This window comes from Streptodolium elevatio, assembly GCF_040649515.1.
Lineage (GTDB): Bacteria > Actinomycetota > Actinomycetes > Streptomycetales > Streptomycetaceae > Yinghuangia > Yinghuangia elevatio.
The window spans coordinates 25,044-45,950 of sequence record NZ_JBEZFP010000070.1; the positions used below are offsets into that span (position 1 = coordinate 25,044).

The following is a 20,907-nucleotide window of genomic DNA, read 5'->3' on the forward strand; positions in this document are numbered from 1 at the left end:
GGACGGCTCGACCGCGAGCGGCCGGCGACGCGGCCGTCTCGATCGCGCGGCCCGGGTTCCGGAGGCGGGGCCCGGGCCGCACTGCCGCAGGACAGTCGCCCTGCGTACGATCGGAGCACGCCGAGCGGCGATCCCGCCCGGCCCACCTGTCTCATCTGTCACCGCCGGACTCCCATAAGGGGCCCCACGGAAGGACGCACCGATGGCCGTCGTGCGCAGCATGCCCACCGAGGAAGCCGAAGCCCTCCTCGACCTGACCCGCGACCTGGTCGCCAAGCAGGTGGCCCCGCGCGCCGCCGCCGACGAGGACGCGGCCCGCTTCCCCCGCGACATCTTCCGCACCCTCGGCGCCGCCGGGCTCCTTTCGCTGCCCTACCCCGAGGAGTACGAGGGCGGCGGCCAGCCGTACGAGGTGTACCTCCAGGTCCTCGAGGAACTCGCCGCCGGATGGCTCGCGGTCGGGCTCGGAGTCAGCGTGCACACACTGTCCTGCTATCCGCTGGCCGCCTTCGGCAGCGACGAGCAGCGCGCGGCCCGGCTGCCCGAGATGCTCTCCGGCGAACTGCTCGGCGCGTACTGCCTGTCCGAACCGCAGTCCGGATCCGACGCGGCCGCGCTGGCGACGCGCGCGGTGGCGGACGCGGACGGCGCGGCGTACACGGTCACCGGGACCAAGGCGTGGACCACGCACGGCGGCGTCGCCGACTTCTACACCGTCATGGTCCGCACCGGCGAGCCCGGACCGCGCGGCATCAGCACGGTGTTCGTGCCGGCCGACGCGGAAGGGCTGGGCTTCGCGGCCCCCGAGCGCAAGATGGGCATGCGGTCGTCGCCGACCGCCCAGGTGCACCTGGACGGGGTACGCGTCCCCGCGGCCGACCGCATCGGGATCGAGGGCAGCGGCTTCAAGATCGCCCTGGCCGCGCTGGACTCCGGACGGCTCGGCATCGCGGCCTGCGCGATCGGCGTCGCGCAGGCCGCGCTCGACGCCGCGACCGACTATGCCCGGGAACGCCGCCAGTTCGGCGGCCCGATCGCCGACCTCCAAGGTGTGCAGTTCATGCTCGCCGACATGGCGACCGCCGTGGAGGCCGGGCGGGCCCTCTACCTCGCGGCCGCCCGACTGCGGGACGCGGGAAGGCCGTTCGGCAAGGAGGCCGCGATGGCCAAGCTGTTCTGCACCGACGCGGCGATGCGCGTGACCACCGATGCGGTCCAGGTCTTCGGAGGCTACGGCTACACCACGGACTTCCCCGTCGAGCGCTACATGCGCGAGGCGAAGGTGCTGCAGATCGTCGAGGGCACCAACCAGATCCAGCGCATGGTGATCGCCCGTCAACTGCTGCGCGGCGGAGCCTGATCGCTGTCGTCGCCGTGCCCGCCGACCAGGGCGGGTACGGCGACGGCCGTGGTCCCACGCTGCGCCGCTCCGGTTCCCGTGCGCGCTCCTGCGCGTGTTCCCGCTCGGGTGGCTGCTCCGGCGGGACCCTCGGTCAGACCGTGTCGGTCGTGCCACCGGCGCAACGGTCCCGGGGCCCACCACGCCGCCCGGCCCAGCAGCGTCATCGCGGCCGGGACGGCGAGCATGCGGACCACCGTGGCGTCCAGCACGATGGCGAGGGCGAGTCCGAGCCCGATCTGCCGGATCGGCGAGAAGCCGCCGGTGGTGAAGGCCGCGAAGACCACCACGAGCAGGAGTGCGGCACCGGTGACCACGCGCCCGCTGCGGCGCAGTCCTTCGCCGACCGCGGTACGCGGGTCCCGTCCGTCGAGCCATTCCTCGCGGATGCGGGACAGCAGGAACACCTCGTAGTCCATGGACAGTCCGAACGCGATGGCCGCGATCAGCACCGGCGCCGTGGCGTCGACCGCACCGAGCCCCTGCCCGAAGTGACCGTCCTGGAACAGCCATACGACGATGCCCAGCGACGCGCCGACCGCGAGCACGTTGGACAGCACCGCCTTGATCGGGAGCAGCACCGAGCCGGTGAAGGCGAACAGCAGGGCGAGCGTGGCGAGAAGGATGACGGCGGCGGCGTACGGGAGCCGGTCGGCGAGCATCGCGTGGTAGTCGACCAGCCGGGCGGCCGGCCCGGTGACCTGCACGTCGAGGCCGGAGTACGGCGGCAGCCCGCGCAGTTCGCGGATGTCGCGTACGACGCGCTGCGCCGGCCCGCCGTCGGACGGGGTGTCGGCGGGCAGGTCGACGCGCACCGTCAACACGGCTGATCCGTCCGGCCCCTGACGGGGTGTCGCCTCGCGGACGCCGGGCAGGCGGGCCACGTCGGCGGCGAAGCGCTCGATGGCGGCGGGCGGTTCGGCGACGCCGGGCTCGACCTGGTGGCCCTTGCCGCCGGGAGCCCCGGTGCCGCCGGGATTCCCGGGCTTGGCCTTGACGAGTACGTCGACCGGGTCCGCGACGTACTGTGTGCCGAAGTCGTCGCGTACCTGTTCGTAGACCTGCCGGGACTCGGACGACCCGGGCAGCGAGCGCGCGTCTCCACCGGACAGGCGCAGACCGGCGGCCGGCGCGGCCAGGATCGCGAGGGCCGCCGCGAGAAGGCTCAGGACGACGACGGGGCGCCGGCCGACGAGCGCCGCGGCGCGGGCGAACACGCGTCCCTCGCGGGCCTTGGCGCGGGCCGCCGGGATGCGGTGGCCGAACAGCCGGAGCAGCGCGGGGAGCAGCGTCAGGGCAGCGATCATGTCGATGGCGACGACCGCGGCTCCGGCCATCCCGATGCCGCGCAGGAACGGGTCGGGGAACACCAGGAGCCCGGCGAGCCCGGCGGACACGGTGAGGCCGGACACGAGGACGGTGCGCCCGGCCGTCGCGGAGGTGCGGCGTACGGCGGCCTCTGTCGCGTCGGCGCCGTCACCGGCACGGGAGTTCTCGGTGCCGTCGGCGTCGGGCCCGGTGTCACGGGCCAGTTCCTCGCGGAACCGGGTGACGATCAGCAGCGCGTAGTCGACGGCGAGGCCCAGCCCGAGCATCGTGGTGACCTGCACGGCGTACACCGAGACATCGGTGACGAGGCTGAAGCCGTACAACACCAGGAACGTCGACGCGATGCCCACCAGCGCGACGGCGAGCGGGAGTCCGGCGGCGACGACACCGCCGAAGACGACCAGGAGCAGCAGGACGACGATCGGCAGTGAGATCAACTCGGCCCGGTTGAGGTCGCGTTCGGCCTGGTCGTTCATCTCGGCCGTCAGCAGCGGACCGCCGCCGACCCGGACGCGCGGGGCGTCGATGCCGTGCAGGATGCGGGCGGCGTCGCGAGCGGTCGCCTCGACGGTCGGTGCGCCGGGGCGCCACGCGACCTCGACGCGTACGAGCACCGAGCGTCCGTCGCGTGCGGGCGGGAGCGCGGCAGGGGAGGTGTACGGGTCGACGACGGAGACGACGCCGGGAAGGGCCCGGGCGCGGTCGGCGGCGGAGCGCACCTGCGCCGCGAACTCCGGGTCGGCGGCGTCGCGTCCGCCGATGACGGCGGTCACGGTCTCGCCGGTGCCAGGACCGGTGCCGGTACCGGATCCCGAGCCAGGGCCCGCGTCTTGGGCCGAGCCGATGCGGGCCAGGGCGTCCGCGGCGCGGTCGGACTCGCTGCCCGGCGCGGTTCCCACGGACGTCGTCAGACGGCCGAACACCGCGCTGCCGAGGGCGAATCCGCCGACGGCGACGACCAGCCACAGGGCGACGGCGAACCAGGCGCGCCCGCGTCCGATGCGGCACTTCGGCGGCCGTGGGCAGCGCGGTCGGCCCCCACCGGGGGACAGCGGCGGCTGGAGGATCACGGGCATGGCGGAACTCCCTGAGGACACGGTGGACTTCGGGCGACTCCGCGCAGGCGGCCGGGGGTGGGCCTTGCCGGGCGGCGGCGGTGTCGTGCTGCGTCCATGCTCGTGCGGGGGAGGGGTACGGCGGATCGCCGCCGCGAGGGGTCCTGCGGGATCGCCCGTACGGGGGATTCGGACGACAGGGCTCGCCCGTCAGGGGGAGCCGGGGGTCGGCGTCAGGCCGTCTCGCCGGCCTCCGCGACGACGAGCCCGGTCTCGTACGCGCAGATCACCGCATGCACCCGGTCCCGCAAGTGCAGCTTGGAGAGCACGTTCCCGACATGCGTCTTGACGGTGTGTTCGCTGATCACCATGGCTGCCGCGATCTGCGCGTTGGACAGGCCGCGCGCGAGCAGCAGCAGCGTTTCGCGCTCCCGCTCGGTCAGGATCTCCAGGCGGCGATCAGGGCCGCGGCCCTCTCCCTGCGCCGTGGACGCGTCCTGGTCGGCCGCGACGTTGGCCGCCATGTTGGCCGCGACCATGCGCGTGATCAGGCGCCGGGTGACGGACGGGGCGAGGAGCGCCTCGCCGGCCGCGACGACGCGTACCGCGTGCACGAGGTCGTCGCGACGCACGTCCTTGAGCAGGAACCCGCCCGCGCCGGCGCGCAGCGCGTCGTAGACGTACTCGTCGTGGTCGAACGTGGTCAGCATGACGACGCGGCTCGACGTCTGCTCGCAGACGAGGCGGGTGGCCTCGATGCCGTCCATGCGGGGCATGCGTACGTCCATGAGCACGACGTGCGGCCGGTGTTCGCGGGCGGCGGCCACCGCGGCGGCGCCGTCCGGCACTTCGGCGACGACGGTGATGTCCGGCTGGGCGTCGAGGATCATGCCGAAGCCGCTGCGCACCAGTTCCTGGTCGTCGGCGACGACGACGCGGATGTGCGCGGGCGGGTCGGCCGGCGCGGGCAGGTCGTGGCGGCCGACCCGGGAGTCGTCCGGCGAGCCGTCGTGAGGTGCTGTCACGGCGTCAGTTTCGCGTACGCGGCGGGGCCTTCGCCGACGGGCCCGGTCGGCCCGGTCGCCCCGGTCGCCCCGGTGGAGTCGCGCACCGCGGGACGGTCTCCGGACCCGGCCTGGGAACCGGCGTCGCCGGGCTCGCCGACGCTGCCCAGGCCGCCCGGTACGTCGTCGCCGTCCGAGGGAGCGGCGGCGACGTCCGCGAAGCACCCGACGACGCGGAAGCCGCGACCGTCCGGCCCCGGGCCCGCGGTCAGCGATCCACCCGCGGCCCTGACCCGGTGCGCGAGTCCGACCAGTCCATAGCCGCCGCCGTCGGTGTCGGCACGGTCGGCCGACCCCGCCCCGACGCCGTCGTCGTCCACGACGACCTCCAGCCCGCCGCCGGTCCAGGCGATCCGGACCCACGCGCGGGTCGCGGCCGCGTGGCGGACCGTGTTGGTGAGGGACTCCTGCACGAGACGATAGACGGCCAGCGACACATCGCCCGGCAGGGGCCGCGGCGTGCCGGAGACGGCGAGTTCGACCGGCAGGCCCGCGTCGCGGACGCGCGCGACGAGTTCCGGAAGTGTGTCGACCCCCGCTTGTGGGGCGCGCTCGCCGGAGTCGGCGGGCGCTCCGACGCCTCCAGCGCCTGCCGGCTCCCCGGGACGGTTCAGGAGGCCGAGCAGCCTGCGCAGTTGCGCCATCGCGTCGCGGCCGGCCTCGGCGATCGCGTCGAAGGCGGCCTCGGCACGGGCCGGGTCGCGGCGTACCACGACCGGCCCGGCCTCGGCCTGCACGACCATCAGGCTCACCGCGTGGCCCAGGATGTCGTGCATCTCCCGGGCGATGCGCTCGCGTTCGCGCAGGGCGGCGCGGTCGGCCTCCAGGTCGCGCTCCCGGGCCAGTTGCTCGGCCCGGGCCTCCAGGGTCGCGGCGTGCATGCGGCGGGTGCGGGCCGAGCAGCCCAGCACGTACGCGGTGAGCAGGCTGAGCAGCGGGAACATGTCGCCGTAGATCAGGTCGCGGACACTCAGCCCGGAGGCGACCAGCCCGGCCACGCACAACACCGGCACCCACTTGCGCACCCGGTCCGGCCCGCGGTCGGCGACCGTGTAGACGCCGATCAGGGCGCCGTACTGGAGGTGCTGGCTGGGCAGGCCCGGCAGCCGGTCGTAGACGACCGCGGCCACCGAGACGACGAGAGCGGTGCCGAACGGCCAGCGACGCCGCCACGCGAGGGGGACCGAGGCGAGGGCGACGAGTACGTACGCGTACCAGTGGTCGGTGCCGGACGGCATGCCCGAGGCGTCGATGCGCAGCAGCGCGACCATCGTGCACAGCACGAGGAACGCGAGTGCGGCGTCGGCCGGGTAGTGGCCGAGCGGCGCGGCGGCCGCCCGTACCCGCTCGACCGTCCGGACCACGCGAGTCGGAACGGTCCTGGCCAGGACGGCGATCAAGGCGGCCACGCACGGTCCTCTCGGGCTGGGGGACGGGACGACCCTCCGACCGAGTATCAGGACGTCCCCCGAGCGGCGACTCCCTCGTACGGGGGATATCCGCAGGGTCGGTCCGCGCGGCGGCAGCGCGCGCCGGTCGGGCGGCGGCGTCTCGTGCGCCGCGCCCGCCGACTCCCGTACTACACCGACGCGTGCGAGAACGGCTGCGTGCGCCAGTCCAATCCCCGGGGCAGCGTGAGCGCGGGGGGAGTCGGGAGGTCGGGTTCCGGTTCCGGGACGGCGTCGGCCTCGGGATCGGCACAGCGGTCCGAACCGGGGCACAGGCGTGCCTCGAACGGCTCGGTCGCGGCCGGGCCCACGGCGTGCACCGGGACGCGCCACGCGAGCGGCGCGCCGGCCCGCGGGGGCGGGCCGGCATACCCGTCCATGTACCCGTCGACATCTCCGTGGGCGCGGTCGTCGTCATCCGGCCGGTCGGCGGGCTCGTCGGCCGCCAGGACCGTGCCGCAGTCGGCGCAACGCAGCCGGGTCGGCCCGGAAACGAGTCTTGAGGTCGGCTCGGCGGCGACCGGGCCGGAGGCCGCGTTACCGGCTCTCTCCGGTCGATCCGGACCCGCGTGCTCCCCGGGCGACTCGAGGTCGTCGGTGAGGTCGGGGATGTCGCGGATGTCCAGGGCGATGCTGCTCATGGTGTCCCCCTGTCGCGTGCGCGGACACACCCGTGGGTGTTGGTGGGCCCGCTGCGCCGACCATAGCCGCGAGGGGTGACGAAGCGCAGTACCCAGGTTGAGCGGAGCAGGTAGTTGGCCGGAATCATCCCGATTCGCACTCGGGGGAGCGGGGCGGACCGGCAGTCCGGGGACCGCCGACTCGGGGTGCGCCGACTCGGCGTGCGGCGGCTCCGGGGCGCGGCGCGGTCAGGGGCTGTGCGACTCCGCGGGGTGCGGCTCCACCGCGCGCCGCAGTTGCTCCAGGCGGTACGGCAGCGGCTCCCAACCCGGGTGCCCGACCATGTCGGCGTTCACCTGCACGACGGTGCGGGTGTACGCGCGGGCCAGCCCGCGCGGCATGAGCGGCATGCCGGCCGGGCGCAGCCGCGCGTGCCCGTCCGCGTCCAGCACCCCGGCGTGGTTGCCGCGGACCGAGACCCACAGGGACTTCGCGGTGCCCTGCACCTCCCGGATCAGCTCCTCGCGTACGTCGAGCCAGTGCTGCAGCGCCGCCCGCGTGGGGCCGGACAGTTCGTGGACCTCGGTCGTGGGCGGGGCGACCGAGCGGGCCTGCGGCTTGCGTACGACCGTCACCGTGTCGAGGTCGGGTCCGAGGTCGGCGAGCTTGAGCGCGCACAGTTCCCCGGCGCGGGCACCGGTGTCGAGGACCACGCCGACGAGCGCGAACAGGCGGACACGCCCCGGGGCCGCCCCGGGGCGGTCGGCGGTGGCTTCCAGCCATCCCTGCAGCAGCGAGCGCTGCCGGGCGCCGACCGGCTTCTTGAGCTCCTGCATCGCCGGGCGCTCGGGCAGGAAGACGGGGACCTTTCCGGCGCGCGCGAGGATTTCCAGGCAGTCCATGCGGACGCGGATGCTCGCCACCGTCGACGTCGCGTTGCCGGAGGTCGCGCGCGTGCGCAGATCGCCGCGCTTGGCGAGGTCGAGGTAGATGCTCACCGGCTCCGCGGCGAAGAAGTCGGCGAGAGATGCGCGGGCTTCGGTGGGAAACCCCTCGCGTACGATCGCCCGGCGCAACTCACCGGCGACCCAGCGGAGTTGGCGGGCGCGCGCGGCGGAGGTCTCGTCGCGGGAGGTGACGCTCAGCAGCGCGCGGTCGAGTTGCTCGAGCGCGGTGATGCGGCTTGACGAGGTCATGCGGGTCAGCGTAGCCGCCGAATAACGGGCCGGTCCCGGACACGCGCGGGATCACTCGGCCGGGCCCGCCGCGCGCGCATGCCCTAGGTTTTACGCGTGGAGGACCTCGACCGACAGATCGTCCGGCTTCTTGTCCGGGACGGTCGCATGAGTTACACCGACCTGGGCAAGGCCACCGGCCTGTCCACCTCGGCGGCGCACCAGCGTGTGCGCCGCCTCGAACAGCGGGGCGTGATCCGCGGCTACGGCGCGGTCGTCGACCCGGATGCGCTGGGGCTGCCGCTCACCGCGTTCATCTCGGTCAAACCAATCGACCCGGCGGCCCCCGACGACGCACCGGAGCGGCTCGCCGACCTCGACGAGGTCGAGGCCTGCCACAGCGTGGCCGGAGACGAGAGCTACATCCTCAAGGTGCGCGTCGGTGCCCCCGGCGACCTGGAGGCACTGCTCGCGAAGATCCGCGCGGCGGCCAATGTGTCGACGCGTACGACGGTGGTGCTGAGCACGCCGTACGAGGGTCGCCCGCCGAACCTGTGAGCGCGCGGTCCGCGGCCGAAGGCCGGTCGCGGCCCGCCAACACGGGGGCGGGATGCGGGCCGCGACCGGCCGGGGCGGGGGCCTTGGCGCCACAGTACGCCGCATCGCGCATGCCGGATGGCCGCTTCTCCGGATTCGCCCGGGCAAGTCCGCGCGCCCGAAGGCGACCCGAACAGGTAGGCGTACCAAGGGAGATCGAACGCGCGACGCGGCATTCGTATGACGTGCGGCCGACAGGCGAACCGCCCGAAAACCCGGCCGACACAGTGGCCCCACAGGCGTGCGCAAGGCTCATGCGCGACTCGGTGGCGAGGTGCCTGGCCGCAATGTGTGCGCGGCTTTCCTGCCCGCGCATAACCGCACGAGTGGACCGCCAGGTAGCGGTTCGCGCCATGCCGTGGCCTTCAACCTGGGGTGTCCGACGCCGGGGTCACCGGCTGCGGTCGCGGAAGGCTTGGGCTTTTGCTCGGTTTCCGCACAGGGCCATTGAGCACCAGGCGCGGGAGCGGTTGCGGGAGTAGTCGTAGTACGCCCACTCGCACATGCGGCACCCCTTCATGCGCGACCAGGTGCCGTCGGCCACGGACTTGGCCACGTCGGCGAGGAGTTGGGCCAGGGCGGCATCCGGCGTGTCGGGGGTGTGGGGGACCAGGGTCGGCGGGGTGGTCAAGGGGTCCAGGACCAGGGGGAGTTCGCGGGCGAGAGCGGCCAGGTCGGCCAGGGCCGCGGGGGTGCGGGCGGCGTCGTCCGTCTTCCGGGCGGCGGACGCGGGCGTGTTGTTGGCCACGACTATCGCCCGGAGTCCCTCGCGGACCACGCGTGCCCGGTCGAGGTCCGCCGCACTCACGGCCACTGTCTCCGGCAGGAGGTCCCGCTCCGCGAGCCAGGCCGCCAGCGCCGCCGGGTCGGTGAGGGCATCCGTCCCGGTGTCGACGCTGAACGTGTTGATCAACTCCTCGACGCGGCGCAGCGCGCCCGGCGCGGCGTCGGAGTCGGGCTCGTTTGCGGACATGCCACCCCGTTCCAACCTGCTATTGACGATAGCTGGTTACGCTAACTAGTGTTCACGAATAGAAGGTTACGCCAGTCGCTCGTCAGTCGACCTCCGAGAGGGATTGCAGCCATGGGCCTCCGCATTGCCAACGTCAGTATCGACACCAACGATCTCGCGGCCTCCACCGCCTTCTGGACGGCCGTCACCGGGTACAAGGTGGATGCGCAGGACGATGCGTACACGTACCTCGTCGACCCCGAGGGGGCCGGCCCCGGCCTGTGCGTCAACGTCGTGCCCGAGAAGCGCGAGGGCAAGAACCGCCTGCACCTCGACCTGGTCACCGACGACCTGCACGCCGAGGCCGCCCGCGTCGAGGCGCTCGGCGCCAAGCGCCTTTCCCGGCACGGCGAAGGAACGTCCGGGTGGGTCGTGTTCGGCGACAACGAGGGGAACCAGTTCTGCGTCTGCGCCACGTGAGGACCAACTGCGGGCCACACGAGGGCGAGGAAGGCAGACTGGGATCATGACCAACCGCGGCTTCACGCTCTTCGACACCGCAATCGGCCGCTGCGGCATCGCCTGGGGCCCGCAGGGTGTGACCAGAGTGCAGTTGCCGGAGCGGGACGACGCCACTACGCGGGCGAGGCTGGCAGCCGCCGGACCTGCGGGGGAGGCGGGCGACGCGGGTGCGTGGGTGCCAGGAGCGGCGGCCGGGGTGCCCGAGGCGTCCGGCGGCGAGCCGCCGCCGGAAGTGCGCGACGCCATCGAGGCGATACGCGCTTTGCTCCGCGGCGAACCGCGCGACCTGCACGACATCGTGCTCGACCTCGACGGCGTACCGGAGTTCAACCGCCGGGTGTACGCGGTCGCCCGGGCGATCCCGCCCGGGCGGACCATGACGTACGGCGAAGTCGCCCGCAGCCTGGGCATGCCCGGTGCCGCCCGCGCGGTCGGGCACGCCCTCGGGCGCAACCCGTGCGCGATCGTGGTGCCGTGCCATCGGGTGCTCGCCGCCGGCGGTGCGTCCGGCGGGTTCTCGGCGCACGGCGGCGTCGACACCAAGTGGCGGATGCTGGCGATCGAGGGCGCTCCGGAGGCCCCGCCGCCCACCCTCTTCTGAGCGCCCCTGGCGGTGGTCCGAGTGTCAGCGGTCCAGGCGGTTGAAGCGGCGTACCGCCAGGGGCAGGAAGACGGCGGTGATCAACACCGGCCAGGCGATGGCCAGTTCCACCGCGTGCCGGGCCGCGAAGGACTCGCCGCCCCAGCCCGGGTTGCCGAACAGTTCGCGGGCCGCCGCCACCGTCGCCGACAGGGGGTTCCACTCGGCGACCGCGCCGAGCCAGTCCGGCATCGACGCGGGCGAGGCGTACGCGTTGGACAGGAACCCGATCGGCCACACCAGGACCTGGATGGCCACCAGTGATTCCGGCCCGCGGGCGACCAGACCCAGGTAGATGCCGACCCAGAGCAGGGCGAACCGCAGCAGGAGGAGCAGGGCGAACGCGGCCGCCGCGCGGACGAGCCCGTCGTGCCAGCTCCATCCGACCAGGCGCCCGCACACGACCATCACCGCCAGCGCCACGACCGAGTGGGCCATGTCTGCCACGCTGCGCCCCACGACGACCGCGGAGGCGGCGATCGGCATCGAACGGAACCGGTCGGTGACCCCGCGGGCGGCGTCGGTGGAGACCGCGGCGAACGTCGTCTCGATGCCGAACACCATCGACATCGCGAACATCCCCGGGAGCAGGAACTCCCGGTAGTTGCCGCCTCCCGGCACCTGCATCTGGCCGCCGAACAGGTAGCCGAACATCAGTACCAGCAGCACCGGGAACAGCAGCGCCAGGATCAGGGCCGCAGGCTGCCGGGCCCAGTGCCTGAACGTGCGCAGCGTCAGCGTCCACGAGTCCGCGGCGGCCCAACGCAGCCGGGACGCGGGGCTCTTGGGGAGGGCGGGGCTCGGGAGCAGGCCGGCGCCGTCGTCGCCGTTCGCTGCCGGTGCGCTCGCGCTCGTGCTTGTGTCCAAGTGGGTGGTCATGCGCCCGCCTCCTTCTCGGTCTCCTGCGCCGGGGCGGCCGCGGTCGCCGCCTTCGCCTCGGGGGTACGGCCGGTCAGGTCCACGAAGACCTCGTCCAGCGTCGGCCGCCGCAGAGCGATGTCCTCCGCCTCGATCCCGGCGTCCCGCAACGCACCGACGACGGCCGTCAGGGCCGCCACCCGGTCGCGCACCGGTACGCCGACCCGCCGGGCCGCCGCGTCCACCTCCGCCGGCACCCCGCCCGCCACCTGTTCCAACAGGCGTGCCGCGGCGGCCACATCGGCGTCCTCGGCGAGTACGACGTCGATGCGGCCCCGCCCAGCCGGGCCTTGAGGTCGTCAGGAGTGCCGCGCGCGACAACCCGTCCGCGATCGACGACGGTGATGCCGTCGGCCAGCCGGTCGGCCTCCTCCAGGTACTGCGTGGTGAGCAGGACGGAGGTTCCGCCTGCGACCAACTCCCGGACCGAAGCCCAGACTTCGGTCCGGGCACGCGGGTCGAGGCCGGTTGTCGGCTCGTCCAGGAACATGACCTCGGGTGCCAGGATCATGGCCGCCGCGAGGTCGAGCCGACGGCGCATTCCGCCCGAGTACGCGCCGACCGGCTTGCGGCCGGTGTCCGCGAGGCCGAAGCGGTCGAGCAGTTCGGCAGCCCGGGCACGGGCCGCGCGCGGCGCGAGGTGGTACAGGCGCGCGAACATCTCCAGGTTCTGCCGACCGTCGAGGATCTCGTCGACGGCGGCGTGCTGACCGAGCAGCCCGACGCGCAGGCGCACCTCGGACGGGTCGCGGGCCACGTCGAAGCCCGCGACCTCGGCACGCCCGCCGTCCGGGCGCAGCAGTGTCGCCAGGATGCGAACCGCGGTGGTCTTGCCCGCGCCGTTCGGGCCGAGCAGCCCGTGGACCGTGCCGCGCGGCACCTCCAGGTCGATGCCGTCGAGGGCGGGCGTGCCCCGATAGTCCTTGCGCAGCCCCAGGGTGCGGATCGCCGCCGTGTCGGCAGCCGCCTGCCGCGGCACTCCGGCCGGAGCCCTGGTCAAGGCAGTCACGAGGGTGGCCTCCTAAACTGTGTACACCGTACGGACCTACTCCGTACACCGTACGGTACGGCGTACGGAGTACCAACCGTACGCCGTACGGACTTGAGTGAGGACGGTCACATGGCTGAGAAGACCGGCAGGTCGGACCCCACGCGCACGCTCGCGCTGCTGTGGCGCGCGAAGGAGCCCCCGGCGCGCGGCCCGAAGCCCGGCCTCAGCGTCGACCGCATCGTGGCGGCGGCAATCGCGCTGGCCGACGAGGCCGGTGTCGCGGCGCTGTCGATGCGCAAGGTCGCCGAGCGGCTCGGTGTCGGGACGATGTCGCTCTACACCTATGTGCCGGGCAAGGACGAGCTGCTCAACTTGATGGTCGACACCGTGCTGGCCGAAGCCGACCGACCCGAGGCCTTCAGCGGCACGTGGCGCGAGGCACTCGAACTGCACGCGCGCGCCGACCGCGCGGTGGCGCTTCGGCACCCGTGGCTGGTGTCATTGTCGACGCCCGGACTGATGCTCCTCGGGCCGGCCGAGACCGCGCGCTCGGAGTTCGCGATGCGGGCGGTGTCCGGGATCGGCCTGACCCAGCGCGAGATGGTCGACATCGTCAATCTGGTCGACGGATACGTACGCGGCGTCGCGCAGATCACCGCCGACATCGGTGCCGCCGACCGCGAGTCGGACGTCGACTACGAGGAATGGTGGGACAAGGCCACGCCCATGCTGGAGCGGTTCATCCAGCAGAGCCGCTATCCCACGCTGTACGCCGCCTGGTACTCGGGCGCCTTCGAGACCTCGCCGAGCGAAGGATTCGAGTTCGGACTCCAGCGGCTGCTGGACGGCGTCGAACGCTTTGTCGACGAGCGCGCCCGCGGCTGAAACGGGGTCGGCGCGGGGCCGACGCGCGCCCGAGGCATGGGCCGACGTGGGCCCGAGAACGGGCCGGGTGAGGATGAACGTGTCCCGGATCGGAGCCCGGCCGGTTCCGATCCTGACCCGGGAACAAACCGCGGGGGCGTCCCGTTGGATCTCCGTACATCGTACCGTACGCTGTACGGAGTCCCTGATCCGGAGGAACCCAGCGCATGGCGACAGGCACCACCCGTACCGCCTCCACATCCGCTTCCGCCCACAACTCCGGCCGTCCGACCTCCGGCCCCGCGGCGGTCGGCCCTGCCGAGGCGGCCGCCCTTGCCCGCTGCGCGCCTGTCTTCGAACCGGCCGACCCGCCGCGGCAGTCGCACCTGGTCTTCTGGAGTCCGGACGGCGTCGACCTGCCGTTCGGGGCCGGAGAGCCGGTCGACCTGGCCGTCGCGGCGCCCGACCCCGCGACGGGCGTGGTGGCGCTGCGACAGATGCCTGCGGTGCGCGTCCCCGTCGCCGCGGCCGTGCCCGTCCTGTCCCGCGCCCGCACCGCCCCCGGCGCGCACCGCGCAGCCGCGTTCTGGGGCTCGGTCTGCGTCGTCGCCCTGCAACTGGTCGCGCGCGGACGCATCCTGCCCGGTGTCACCCCCGGCGACTTCGACGCGTGGCGCGTCGGGCCGCTCGATGCCGCCGACGTCGCGCGCGTACGCGACCTCGCGCACGCCATGCCGCCCGAGGCCCGTGCGGTGCCTACGTCCGCCGATGCGCCCGACCCCGCGCCGACGTCCGCGTCCGGCACGCTGCTCGAACTGGCCGACGCCGAGGAACTGGTGCGCGGCCTCCTGGACGCCGTCGCCGACACGATGCCCCGCACGCCGGCCGCCGCCCGGGCCGCCGGGACACCGCTGTTCGCCGCCCGCACGGTCACCCGGGCGCCGCAACTGCGCCCGTGGGCCGACGAGGTCGCCTCGGGCCTCGACGCCGGACTGCGCGCCTCGCTGCGCATCGAACTCCCGGGCGGGGACCCGGACGACGAGGACGGCCTCGGCGACCTCGCCGCGAGCGGCTTCCGCGCCGTCGTCCAACTGCACAGCCTCGCCGACCCGACCCTCGTCGTCGACGCGGCGGACCTGTGGGGGACCGGCCCGGCAACGTCGTCCGCGGGCGCGGCATCCGCATCAGCAACGGCGTCCGACGCCGTGGCCCGACTCGGCCCCCGCGCCCGCCTCGACGCGACGATCGCCGTACGCCGCGCCGCCGACGCCTGGCCCGCCCTCGAACGCCTCCTCGACCAGGCCGTCCCCGACGTCCTCGACCTCGCCGACGACGAAGTGGGCGACCTCCTCGGCCGCGCGGGCGCGCGCCTGGCCGCCGCGGGCATCGACGTGCACTGGCCCAAGTCGCTGGTACGCCGCCTGACCGCCACGGCCGTCGTCGGCGCCGAATCGGGGCCGCGCGACGAGCCGTCCGCACGCCCGTCGTTCTTCGGCGGCGACGCCGCGTTCGCGTTCCACTGGCGGCTCGCCCTCGGCGACAGCGACCTCACCGATGCCGAGATGGACGCCCTCGCGGAATCCCACCGGCCGATCGTCCGGCTCCGCGACCGCTGGATGCTCGTCGACCCCGAACTGCTGCGCAAGGCACGCGAACGCCACTTGAAGCCGCTCACCGCGGTCGACGCCCTCGGAGCCGCTCTGACCGGCGGCACCGAGATCGACGGCGTACGCGTGCCGGTGCGCGCCGAAGGGTGGCTGAGTGCCCTCCGCGACCGCATCGCCGACCCGGACGCGGCCGCCGCGGCCGAGGCCGTCGCACCGCCCGCCGCCCTGGACGCCACACTCCGCGACTACCAGTTGCGCGGCCTGCGCTGGCTCGCCCGCATGACCGAACTGGGCCTCGGCGGCTGCCTCGCCGACGACATGGGGCTCGGCAAGACGGTCACCCTGATCGCGCTCCACCTGCACCGCCAACAGGACGACACGACCGCCGGCCCGACGCTCGTCGTGTGCCCCGCCTCGCTGCTCGGCAACTGGGAGCGCGAGATCCGCCGCTTCGCCCCCGGCACCCCGGTCCGCCGGTTCCACGGCACGCGGCGCGATCTCGCGGACCTCGCCGACGGGTTTGTGCTCACGACGTACGGCACCATGCGTCGCGACGCCGACAAACTCTCGGCCGCGCCCTGGGGCCTGCTCGTCGCCGACGAGGCGCAGCACGTCAAGAACCCGCGTTCTGGAACGGCCAAGGAGCTGCGCCGGATTCCCGCCCTCGCCCGCGTCGCCCTCACCGGCACGCCGGTCGAGAACAACCTGACCGAGCTGTGGGCCGTCCTCGACTGGACGACCCCGGGTCTGCTGGGCCCGCTCGCGGCGTTCCGCACCCGGTGGGCGGTGCCCGTCGAGTCGCGCAAGGACCCGGCCGCGGCCGAGCGATTCGCGCGTCTGGTACGCCCGTTCCTGCTGCGCCGCCGCAAGTCCGACCCCGGCATCGCCCCCGAACTGCCGCCCAAGACCGAGACCGACCAGCCCGTGGCCCTGAGCCGCGAACAGGCCGCGCTCTACGAGGCGACGGTCCGCGAGCTCCTCGCCGAGGTCGCCGGGACCACCGGCATCGCGCGCCGCGGCCGGGTCGTCAAGCTGCTCACCGGGCTCAAACAGATCTGCAACCACCCTGCCCAGTACCTGAAGGAGGAGCAACCCCGCCTCGCGGGCCGCTCCGGCAAGCTCGAACTGCTCGACGAACTCGTCGACACCATCACCGCCGAGGACGGCGCCGTACTCGTCTTCACGCAGTACGTCGCGATGGCCCGGCTCATCGAACGCCATCTCGCCGACCGCGGCGTACCGACCCAACTCCTGCACGGTGGAACGCCGGTGGCCCGGCGCGAGGAGCTGGTGCGGCGCTTCCAGGACGGCGAGGTCCCGGTGTTCCTGCTGTCCCTGAAGGCCGCCGGAACCGGGCTCAACCTCACCCGCGCCGACCACGTCGTGCACTTCGACCGCTGGTGGAACCCGGCGGTCGAGGACCAGGCGACGGACCGCGCGTACCGCATCGGGCAGACCCGTCCCGTGCAGGTGCACCGCTTCATCGCGGAGGGCACCGTCGAGGACCGCATCGCCGACATGCTCGCCGCCAAGCGCTCCCTCGCCGACGCCGTGCTGGCATCCGGCGAGGCCGCGCTCACCGAACTGTCCGACGCCGAACTGGCGGACCTGGTCGAACTGAGGAGCGCCCGGTGAACGAATCCGCTCGTGGTTTCCCCGCGTTCCCGGCCGGCCGCCGCGGCGGCCGGGGCTTCGCCCGCTCGTGGTGGGGCAAGGCCTGGATCCAGGCGCTCGAAGACGCGGCACTGGACTCCGAGGCGCTGCGCAACGGCCGCAAGTACGCCTGTACCGGTCGCGTCGGCAGCATCACGGTCAGCCCGGGCCACCTCTTCGCGCCCGTGCACGGCGAGGGCGAGGTCCACCGTACGACCCTCACCCTGCAACCGCTGACCGCCCGCCAGTGGGACCGCTTCCTCGACCAAGTGGCGGCCCGCGCGGGCCACATCGCGGCCCTGCTGCGCAGGGACATGCCGCACGACCTGGTGGCCGCGGCGGAGGACGTGGGCGTGCCGCTGCTGCCCGGCATGGGCGACCTGGACCCGTCGTGCGACTGCGAGGACTGGGGGCACCCCTGCCGCCACGCCGCGGCACTCGCCTACCAGGCGGCATGGCTGGTCGACGAGGACCCGTTCCTGCTCCTGCTGATGCGTGGTCTGGGCGAGCAGGACTTCCTGGCGGCCCTGCAACTGCGCGGTGCCGAGGGCGCCCGTGAGGGCGGGGGCGCGGGCGAACCGATACGGGCGGCGGTCGCCGCGGGGGACGCCTACGCGGCCCAACCCGGCCCGCTGCCCGCGGACCCCGAACTCCCGGACGCGCCGGGGGAGATGCCGACCGTTGCGGACGGGCCCGAGCTGGAGTTCGCGGCGCTGCGGCTGCTGGCCCGCGACGCCGCCGAGCGGGCGTTCGAACTGCTGTGCGCGGCGCTGGTCCCGGCGGGCGGGCAGGGCATGACCGGGGAGGCGGCATCCGGTGACGAAGCCTCCGGTGACCCGGCACCGCTGCTGGACCTCGCGGACCTCGGCGAACGGGCGGACGCCGTACGGCTGGCGGCCCGCCACGACGACCCCGACGCACACCGCCGCCTGCGCGCCGCACACGACCGCCCCGCCGATTTCGAGCGCGGGGTGGCCGCCTGGCGGTACGGAGGCCCCCGCGGCTTCGAGGTGTTCGACAGTCCGTGGCGCCCGAACCGCACCGAACTCGCGTGCGCCAATACCGAGTTCCAGGAGCTGTGGGCTGACGACCCGGAGGCGGGCCGGGCGTTCGCCGTGTCGCGCAACCGATGGACGGACGCGGGCGGCGGCCGACAGCTCCGCTACGGGCGGGACGGCCGGTGGTACCCGTACGAGGAGCGCGGCGGCGTGTGGTGGCCCTCCGGCCGCCCGGACCGCGACGCCGCCTCGGCCCTCGACCACCTCTGACCCGTCCGGTGGCCGGGACATGCGACCTGCACGGCGGCCGACTCCGGTGACCAGGCTCCTGCCGCCCATCCGGCGGCCGCACCAGCGTCCGGTCCCCTGGCCGGCCCGGTGCTCGTCGCGACCCGCGGATCAGCTCCCGCCCGGGCTGATCCGCGGGGTCCGACCGGCCGCGGCGGCCCGTCGCGCCGGAGCCGGGAAGGCATGCCGGACGGCGAGCAGTACGACCGTCAGCGCACCCAGGACGAGCGGGAGCGCGGTCCACGGCAGCGCCCCCGCCCCGGCGTTGTCGAGCACGACGCCACCGGCCAGGGAGCCCGCCGCGATCCCCGCGTTGTAGACGGTGGCCTGCAACGCGGTCGCCACGTCCGCGTCGGCCGGGCCGGACACGTCCACCAGCGCCGTCTGGATCAGCGTCGGGGCGCCGCCGAACGCCGCCCCCCACAGGGCCACCGCCACGATCAGCACGACACCGTTCCGCCCGGCCGCGCCGAGTGCCAGCAGCGCCGTGGCGGTGACCGCGAGGGCACCCAGCAGGCTCGCGCGCAGATGCCGGTCGGCCAGCGTCCCGGCCGCCCAGATGCCCGCGACCGTGGCGACGCCGAAGACCGCGAGCACGAGACCGGTCCGGCCGAAGCCCGAGCGCTCGGTGAGCGGCGCGAGGTACGTGTAGACCGCCTGGTGCCCGAGGAGCAGGAACAGCGTCACCGCGAGCACCGGCGCGATGCCGGGCTTGGCGGCGATGCGGCGCAGCGGTGCGCGGCCGGCCGCCGGTTCGCCGGGGAAGTCCGGCACCTTCCAGCGCACCCACGCCGCGACCGCGAGACCGAGGACCGCGACGGTTCCGAACGCGGCGCGCCAGCCGACCGCCGCGGCCAGGGCGGTCCCGGCGGGGATGCCGGCGGCGAGCGCGACGGTGATCCCCGCGAGCACGATCGCGATCGCGCTGCCGCGGCGCTCGGGCGGGACCATGCGGGAGGCGTACCCCGCGAGCATCGCCCACAGCGTGCCGCCCATCGCGCCCGCGAGCAGCCGGGCTCCGAACGTCAGCGAATAGGAGGACGAGAGCGCGGTCACCGCGTTGCACACCGCGAAGCCGAGCAGCGCGCCGATCAGGATCGGCCGCCGGGGCAGCCCGCGCAGGGCGGCGGTCAGCGGGATCGCGGCCAGGAACGAGGCGGCGGCGTAGCCCGTGACCAGGAATCCGACGCGGCTCTCCGGGACGCCCAGCCCGTCGCCCATGCGCGGCAGCAGGCCCGCCGGGAGGAGCTCCGTCATCACGGCCGTGAAGGCGGCGGTGAACAGTGCGAGCAGCCCGGCCAGGGGCAGTCGCGTGCCGGACGGTCCGTCCGGGGCCGGGGCATACCGGTTGACGTGCTCGTTTGCTGATGCGGTCGGCATATGGCCATGCTGAAACCTTCACATCAGTGAGAAGGCAAGCGCGGGCGTGCGGCAGATCGACGCCGAAGGGACCCGTGCGGATCCGGCGCCAAAGTCCAGGCGCACAACGCCCGAGCACACAAGCCCGAGCACACAAGCACAAGCCCGACGAGGAGGTGCCGGATGCGGATCGGCGAGTTGTCGCGGCGGACCGGGGTCCCCACCCGCATGCTGCGCTACTACGAGGAACAGGACCTCCTGCACCCCGACCGGGCGGACAACGGCTACCGCAGCTATCCGGAAGCTGCCGTGTACCGCGTCCAGCAGATCCGCGGACTGCTCGACTCCGGCCTGACCACCGAGATCATCCGGAACATCCTGCCGTTCCTCGACCGGCCCGACCAGCTCCACCCGCACCCCGACTGCCTGACCGCCGAGACGACGGCGCTGCTGCGCGGCGAGGCCGAACGCATCCAGGCGCGCATCGACTGCCTCGGGCGCAATCTGCGCGCGATCCGCGAGTACCTTGCCGCCGTCGCTCCCGATCATGCAGGCGAACAGGCCTGACAACCAACGGAGTTCTTCCGGACCGGAACTGGTGATTCTGGCCGGGAAAACCGTCGCCTTCCGGCCACGGCGACCGTACCGTCGCTCCCATGAATCTGCTTTCCGTCAACATCGGCAAGCCCCGCGACAATCCGTGGAAGACGGTCGGCACGACCGGGATCGACAAGCGCCCCGTCGCCGGCCCGGTGGCCGTCACCGAGCCCGGTCCGCGCGGCACCGGCGCGGTCGGGCTGGCCGGCGACCGGGTGTACGACGTGAAGCACCACGGCGGCAGCGCCCAGGCGGTCTACGCCTACGCCCGCGAGGACCTGGACCACTGGGAAACCGAACTCGGCAGGACGCTGCCGAACGGCGCTTTCGGCGAGAACCTCACGACCGCCGGCTACGACGTCAACGCCGCTCTGATGGGCGAGCGCTGGCGCGTCGGGGCGGACGTGGTCCTGGAAATCGCGACGGTGCGGATCCCGTGCCGTACCTTCCAGGGCTGGCTGGAACAGGAGGGCTGGGTCAAGCGGTTCATGCGGGCGGGACGCCCGGGTCCGTACTTCCGCGTGGTCGAACCCGGTGACGTGCAGGCCGGGGACACGGTCGAGGTGGTGCACCGTCCGGCCCACGGCGTGACGGTGGCCCACTTCTTCCGCGCCATGACGATCGAACCCGATCTGCTCCCGGGGCTGTTGGCGATCGACGACCTGCCGGAACCGGCGCTGGACTGGCTGCGCAAGCGAACGGCCTACCTGGCCGGCTGAGTTCGAGGTCGCCGTGTCCGAGGTCGCCGTGTCCGAGGTCGCCGGGTCCGAGGTCGCCGTGTTCGAGCACGACGACGAGGGCGGTGTGCCGTGGACCGGTCGGCATCGACC

General features: G+C 73.8%; 17 protein-coding genes and 1 pseudogene. 9 read left to right on the plus strand and 9 right to left on the minus strand.

The genetic code is table 11. The features are described from left to right. Positions 1-202 precede the first annotated feature (202 nt). Complete coding sequence (locus tag AB0C36_RS24895; RefSeq protein ID WP_358357611.1) at positions 203-1,360, plus strand: acyl-CoA dehydrogenase family protein; 1,158 nt, start codon at positions 203-205, stop codon at positions 1,358-1,360. Here the strand turns inward: AB0C36_RS24895 and AB0C36_RS24900 are convergent. The 5 genes from AB0C36_RS24900 to AB0C36_RS24920 all read right to left on the minus strand — a co-directional run bounded on the left by AB0C36_RS24900 (position 1,336) and on the right by AB0C36_RS24920 (position 8,112). Next, positions 1,336-3,804 carry an MMPL family transporter gene (locus tag AB0C36_RS24900; protein WP_358357613.1) on the minus strand — a complete coding sequence of 823 codons (2,469 nt, stop codon included), beginning with the start codon at positions 3,802-3,804 and terminating at the stop codon, positions 1,336-1,338. The genes AB0C36_RS24895 and AB0C36_RS24900 overlap by 25 nt on opposite strands. 212 nt (positions 3,805-4,016) lie before the next feature. Next, positions 4,017-4,673, minus strand: coding sequence for a response regulator (locus AB0C36_RS24905; protein ID WP_435839109.1), 657 nt, complete (start codon positions 4,671-4,673; stop codon positions 4,017-4,019). A gap of 131 nt (positions 4,674-4,804) precedes the next feature. Then, on the minus strand, positions 4,805-6,256 hold the full coding sequence (locus AB0C36_RS24910) for a sensor histidine kinase (RefSeq protein ID WP_358357616.1): 1,452 nt from the start codon (positions 6,254-6,256) through the stop codon (positions 4,805-4,807). Between the two features lie 170 nt (positions 6,257-6,426). Next, positions 6,427-6,936: a hypothetical protein gene (locus AB0C36_RS24915; protein ID WP_358357618.1), complete on the minus strand. Its 510-nt coding sequence runs from the start codon at positions 6,934-6,936 to the stop codon at positions 6,427-6,429. Between the two features lie 228 nt (positions 6,937-7,164). Then, positions 7,165-8,112: a hypothetical protein gene (locus tag AB0C36_RS24920; protein WP_358357620.1), complete on the minus strand. Its 948-nt coding sequence runs from the start codon at positions 8,110-8,112 to the stop codon at positions 7,165-7,167. A 96-nt stretch (positions 8,113-8,208) separates the two neighbouring features. On the opposite strand from AB0C36_RS24920, the gene AB0C36_RS24925 reads away from it, so the two are divergent. Next, on the plus strand, positions 8,209-8,649 hold the full coding sequence (locus AB0C36_RS24925) for an Lrp/AsnC family transcriptional regulator (protein WP_358357622.1): 441 nt from the start codon (positions 8,209-8,211) through the stop codon (positions 8,647-8,649). Between the two features lie 430 nt (positions 8,650-9,079). Here AB0C36_RS24925 and AB0C36_RS24930 read toward each other — a convergent pair whose 3' ends face one another. Further along, positions 9,080-9,661, minus strand: a complete 582-nt coding sequence (locus tag AB0C36_RS24930; protein WP_358357625.1) for a CGNR zinc finger domain-containing protein — start codon at positions 9,659-9,661, stop codon at positions 9,080-9,082. A 111-nt stretch (positions 9,662-9,772) separates the two neighbouring features. On the opposite strand from AB0C36_RS24930, the gene AB0C36_RS24935 reads away from it, so the two are divergent. Further along, the gene (locus tag AB0C36_RS24935; RefSeq protein ID WP_358357627.1) at positions 9,773-10,120 is read left to right on the plus strand and encodes a VOC family protein; all 348 of its coding nucleotides are present in this window, start codon (positions 9,773-9,775) and stop codon (positions 10,118-10,120) included. A 46-nt stretch (positions 10,121-10,166) separates the two neighbouring features. Then, on the plus strand, positions 10,167-10,763 hold the full coding sequence (locus tag AB0C36_RS24940) for a methylated-DNA--[protein]-cysteine S-methyltransferase (protein WP_358357629.1): 597 nt from the start codon (positions 10,167-10,169) through the stop codon (positions 10,761-10,763). Between the two features lie 24 nt (positions 10,764-10,787). Here AB0C36_RS24940 and AB0C36_RS24945 read toward each other — a convergent pair whose 3' ends face one another. Then, positions 10,788-11,681, minus strand: coding sequence for an ABC transporter permease (locus AB0C36_RS24945; RefSeq protein ID WP_358357632.1), 894 nt, complete (start codon positions 11,679-11,681; stop codon positions 10,788-10,790). Further along, positions 11,678-12,699, minus strand: a pseudogene (locus tag AB0C36_RS24950) (ATP-binding cassette domain-containing protein). Before AB0C36_RS24950 ends, AB0C36_RS24945 begins: the two are co-directional and overlap by 4 nt. A 141-nt stretch (positions 12,700-12,840) precedes the next feature. On the opposite strand from AB0C36_RS24950, the gene AB0C36_RS24955 reads away from it, so the two are divergent. The 3 genes from AB0C36_RS24955 (at position 12,841) to AB0C36_RS24965 (ending at position 18,103) form a co-directional block, all read left to right on the plus strand. Beyond that, on the plus strand, positions 12,841-13,596 hold the full coding sequence (locus AB0C36_RS24955) for a TetR/AcrR family transcriptional regulator (RefSeq protein WP_358357635.1): 756 nt from the start codon (positions 12,841-12,843) through the stop codon (positions 13,594-13,596). Positions 13,597-13,802: 206 nt separating this feature from the next. Next, complete coding sequence (locus tag AB0C36_RS24960; protein WP_358357637.1) at positions 13,803-16,817, plus strand: SCO1167/SCO6262 family helicase; 3,015 nt, start codon at positions 13,803-13,805, stop codon at positions 16,815-16,817. Beyond that, complete coding sequence (locus tag AB0C36_RS24965; RefSeq protein WP_358357639.1) at positions 16,814-18,103, plus strand: SWIM zinc finger family protein; 1,290 nt, start codon at positions 16,814-16,816, stop codon at positions 18,101-18,103. Before AB0C36_RS24960 ends, AB0C36_RS24965 begins: the two co-directional genes overlap by 4 nt. Before the next feature lie 129 nt (positions 18,104-18,232). Here the strand turns inward: AB0C36_RS24965 and AB0C36_RS24970 are convergent, their stop codons facing one another. Next, on the minus strand, positions 18,233-19,501 hold the full coding sequence (locus AB0C36_RS24970) for an MFS transporter (RefSeq protein ID WP_358357641.1): 1,269 nt from the start codon (positions 19,499-19,501) through the stop codon (positions 18,233-18,235). 162 nt (positions 19,502-19,663) lie between these two features. Here AB0C36_RS24970 and AB0C36_RS24975 point away from each other — a divergent pair, with 162 nt between their 5' ends. Both AB0C36_RS24975 and AB0C36_RS24980 read left to right on the plus strand, forming a co-directional pair. After that, positions 19,664-20,047: a MerR family transcriptional regulator gene (locus AB0C36_RS24975; protein ID WP_358357643.1), complete on the plus strand. Its 384-nt coding sequence runs from the start codon at positions 19,664-19,666 to the stop codon at positions 20,045-20,047. 89 nt (positions 20,048-20,136) lie between these two features. Beyond that, positions 20,137-20,796 (plus strand): MOSC domain-containing protein, encoded by a 660-nt coding sequence (locus tag AB0C36_RS24980; protein WP_358357645.1) that lies wholly within the window; start codon positions 20,137-20,139, stop codon positions 20,794-20,796. Positions 20,797-20,907: the final 111 nt, after the last annotated feature.

What these genes read in the sequence shown, in the direction of transcription:
- AB0C36_RS24895 (WP_358357611.1), top strand. Translation starts at nt 203, where the DNA reads ATGGCCGTCGTGCGCAGCATGCCCACCGAGGAAGCCGAAGCCCTCCTC.
- AB0C36_RS24900 (WP_358357613.1), bottom strand. Translation starts at nt 3,804, where the DNA reads ATGCCCGTGATCCTCCAGCCGCCGCTGTCCCCCGGTGGGGGCCGACCG.
- AB0C36_RS24905 (WP_435839109.1), bottom strand. Translation starts at nt 4,673, where the DNA reads ATGATCCTCGACGCCCAGCCGGACATCACCGTCGTCGCCGAAGTGCCG.
- AB0C36_RS24915 (WP_358357618.1), bottom strand. Translation starts at nt 6,936, where the DNA reads ATGAGCAGCATCGCCCTGGACATCCGCGACATCCCCGACCTCACCGAC.
- AB0C36_RS24920 (WP_358357620.1), bottom strand. Translation starts at nt 8,112, where the DNA reads ATGACCTCGTCAAGCCGCATCACCGCGCTCGAGCAACTCGACCGCGCG.
- AB0C36_RS24930 (WP_358357625.1), bottom strand. Translation starts at nt 9,661, where the DNA reads ATGTCCGCAAACGAGCCCGACTCCGACGCCGCGCCGGGCGCGCTGCGC.
- AB0C36_RS24935 (WP_358357627.1), top strand. Translation starts at nt 9,773, where the DNA reads ATGGGCCTCCGCATTGCCAACGTCAGTATCGACACCAACGATCTCGCG.
- AB0C36_RS24940 (WP_358357629.1), top strand. Translation starts at nt 10,167, where the DNA reads ATGACCAACCGCGGCTTCACGCTCTTCGACACCGCAATCGGCCGCTGC.
- AB0C36_RS24945 (WP_358357632.1), bottom strand. Translation starts at nt 11,681, where the DNA reads ATGACCACCCACTTGGACACAAGCACGAGCGCGAGCGCACCGGCAGCG.
- AB0C36_RS24955 (WP_358357635.1), top strand. Translation starts at nt 12,841, where the DNA reads ATGGCTGAGAAGACCGGCAGGTCGGACCCCACGCGCACGCTCGCGCTG.
- AB0C36_RS24960 (WP_358357637.1), top strand. Translation starts at nt 13,803, where the DNA reads ATGGCGACAGGCACCACCCGTACCGCCTCCACATCCGCTTCCGCCCAC.
- AB0C36_RS24970 (WP_358357641.1), bottom strand. Translation starts at nt 19,501, where the DNA reads ATGCCGACCGCATCAGCAAACGAGCACGTCAACCGGTATGCCCCGGCC.
- AB0C36_RS24975 (WP_358357643.1), top strand. Translation starts at nt 19,664, where the DNA reads ATGCGGATCGGCGAGTTGTCGCGGCGGACCGGGGTCCCCACCCGCATG.
- AB0C36_RS24980 (WP_358357645.1), top strand. Translation starts at nt 20,137, where the DNA reads ATGAATCTGCTTTCCGTCAACATCGGCAAGCCCCGCGACAATCCGTGG.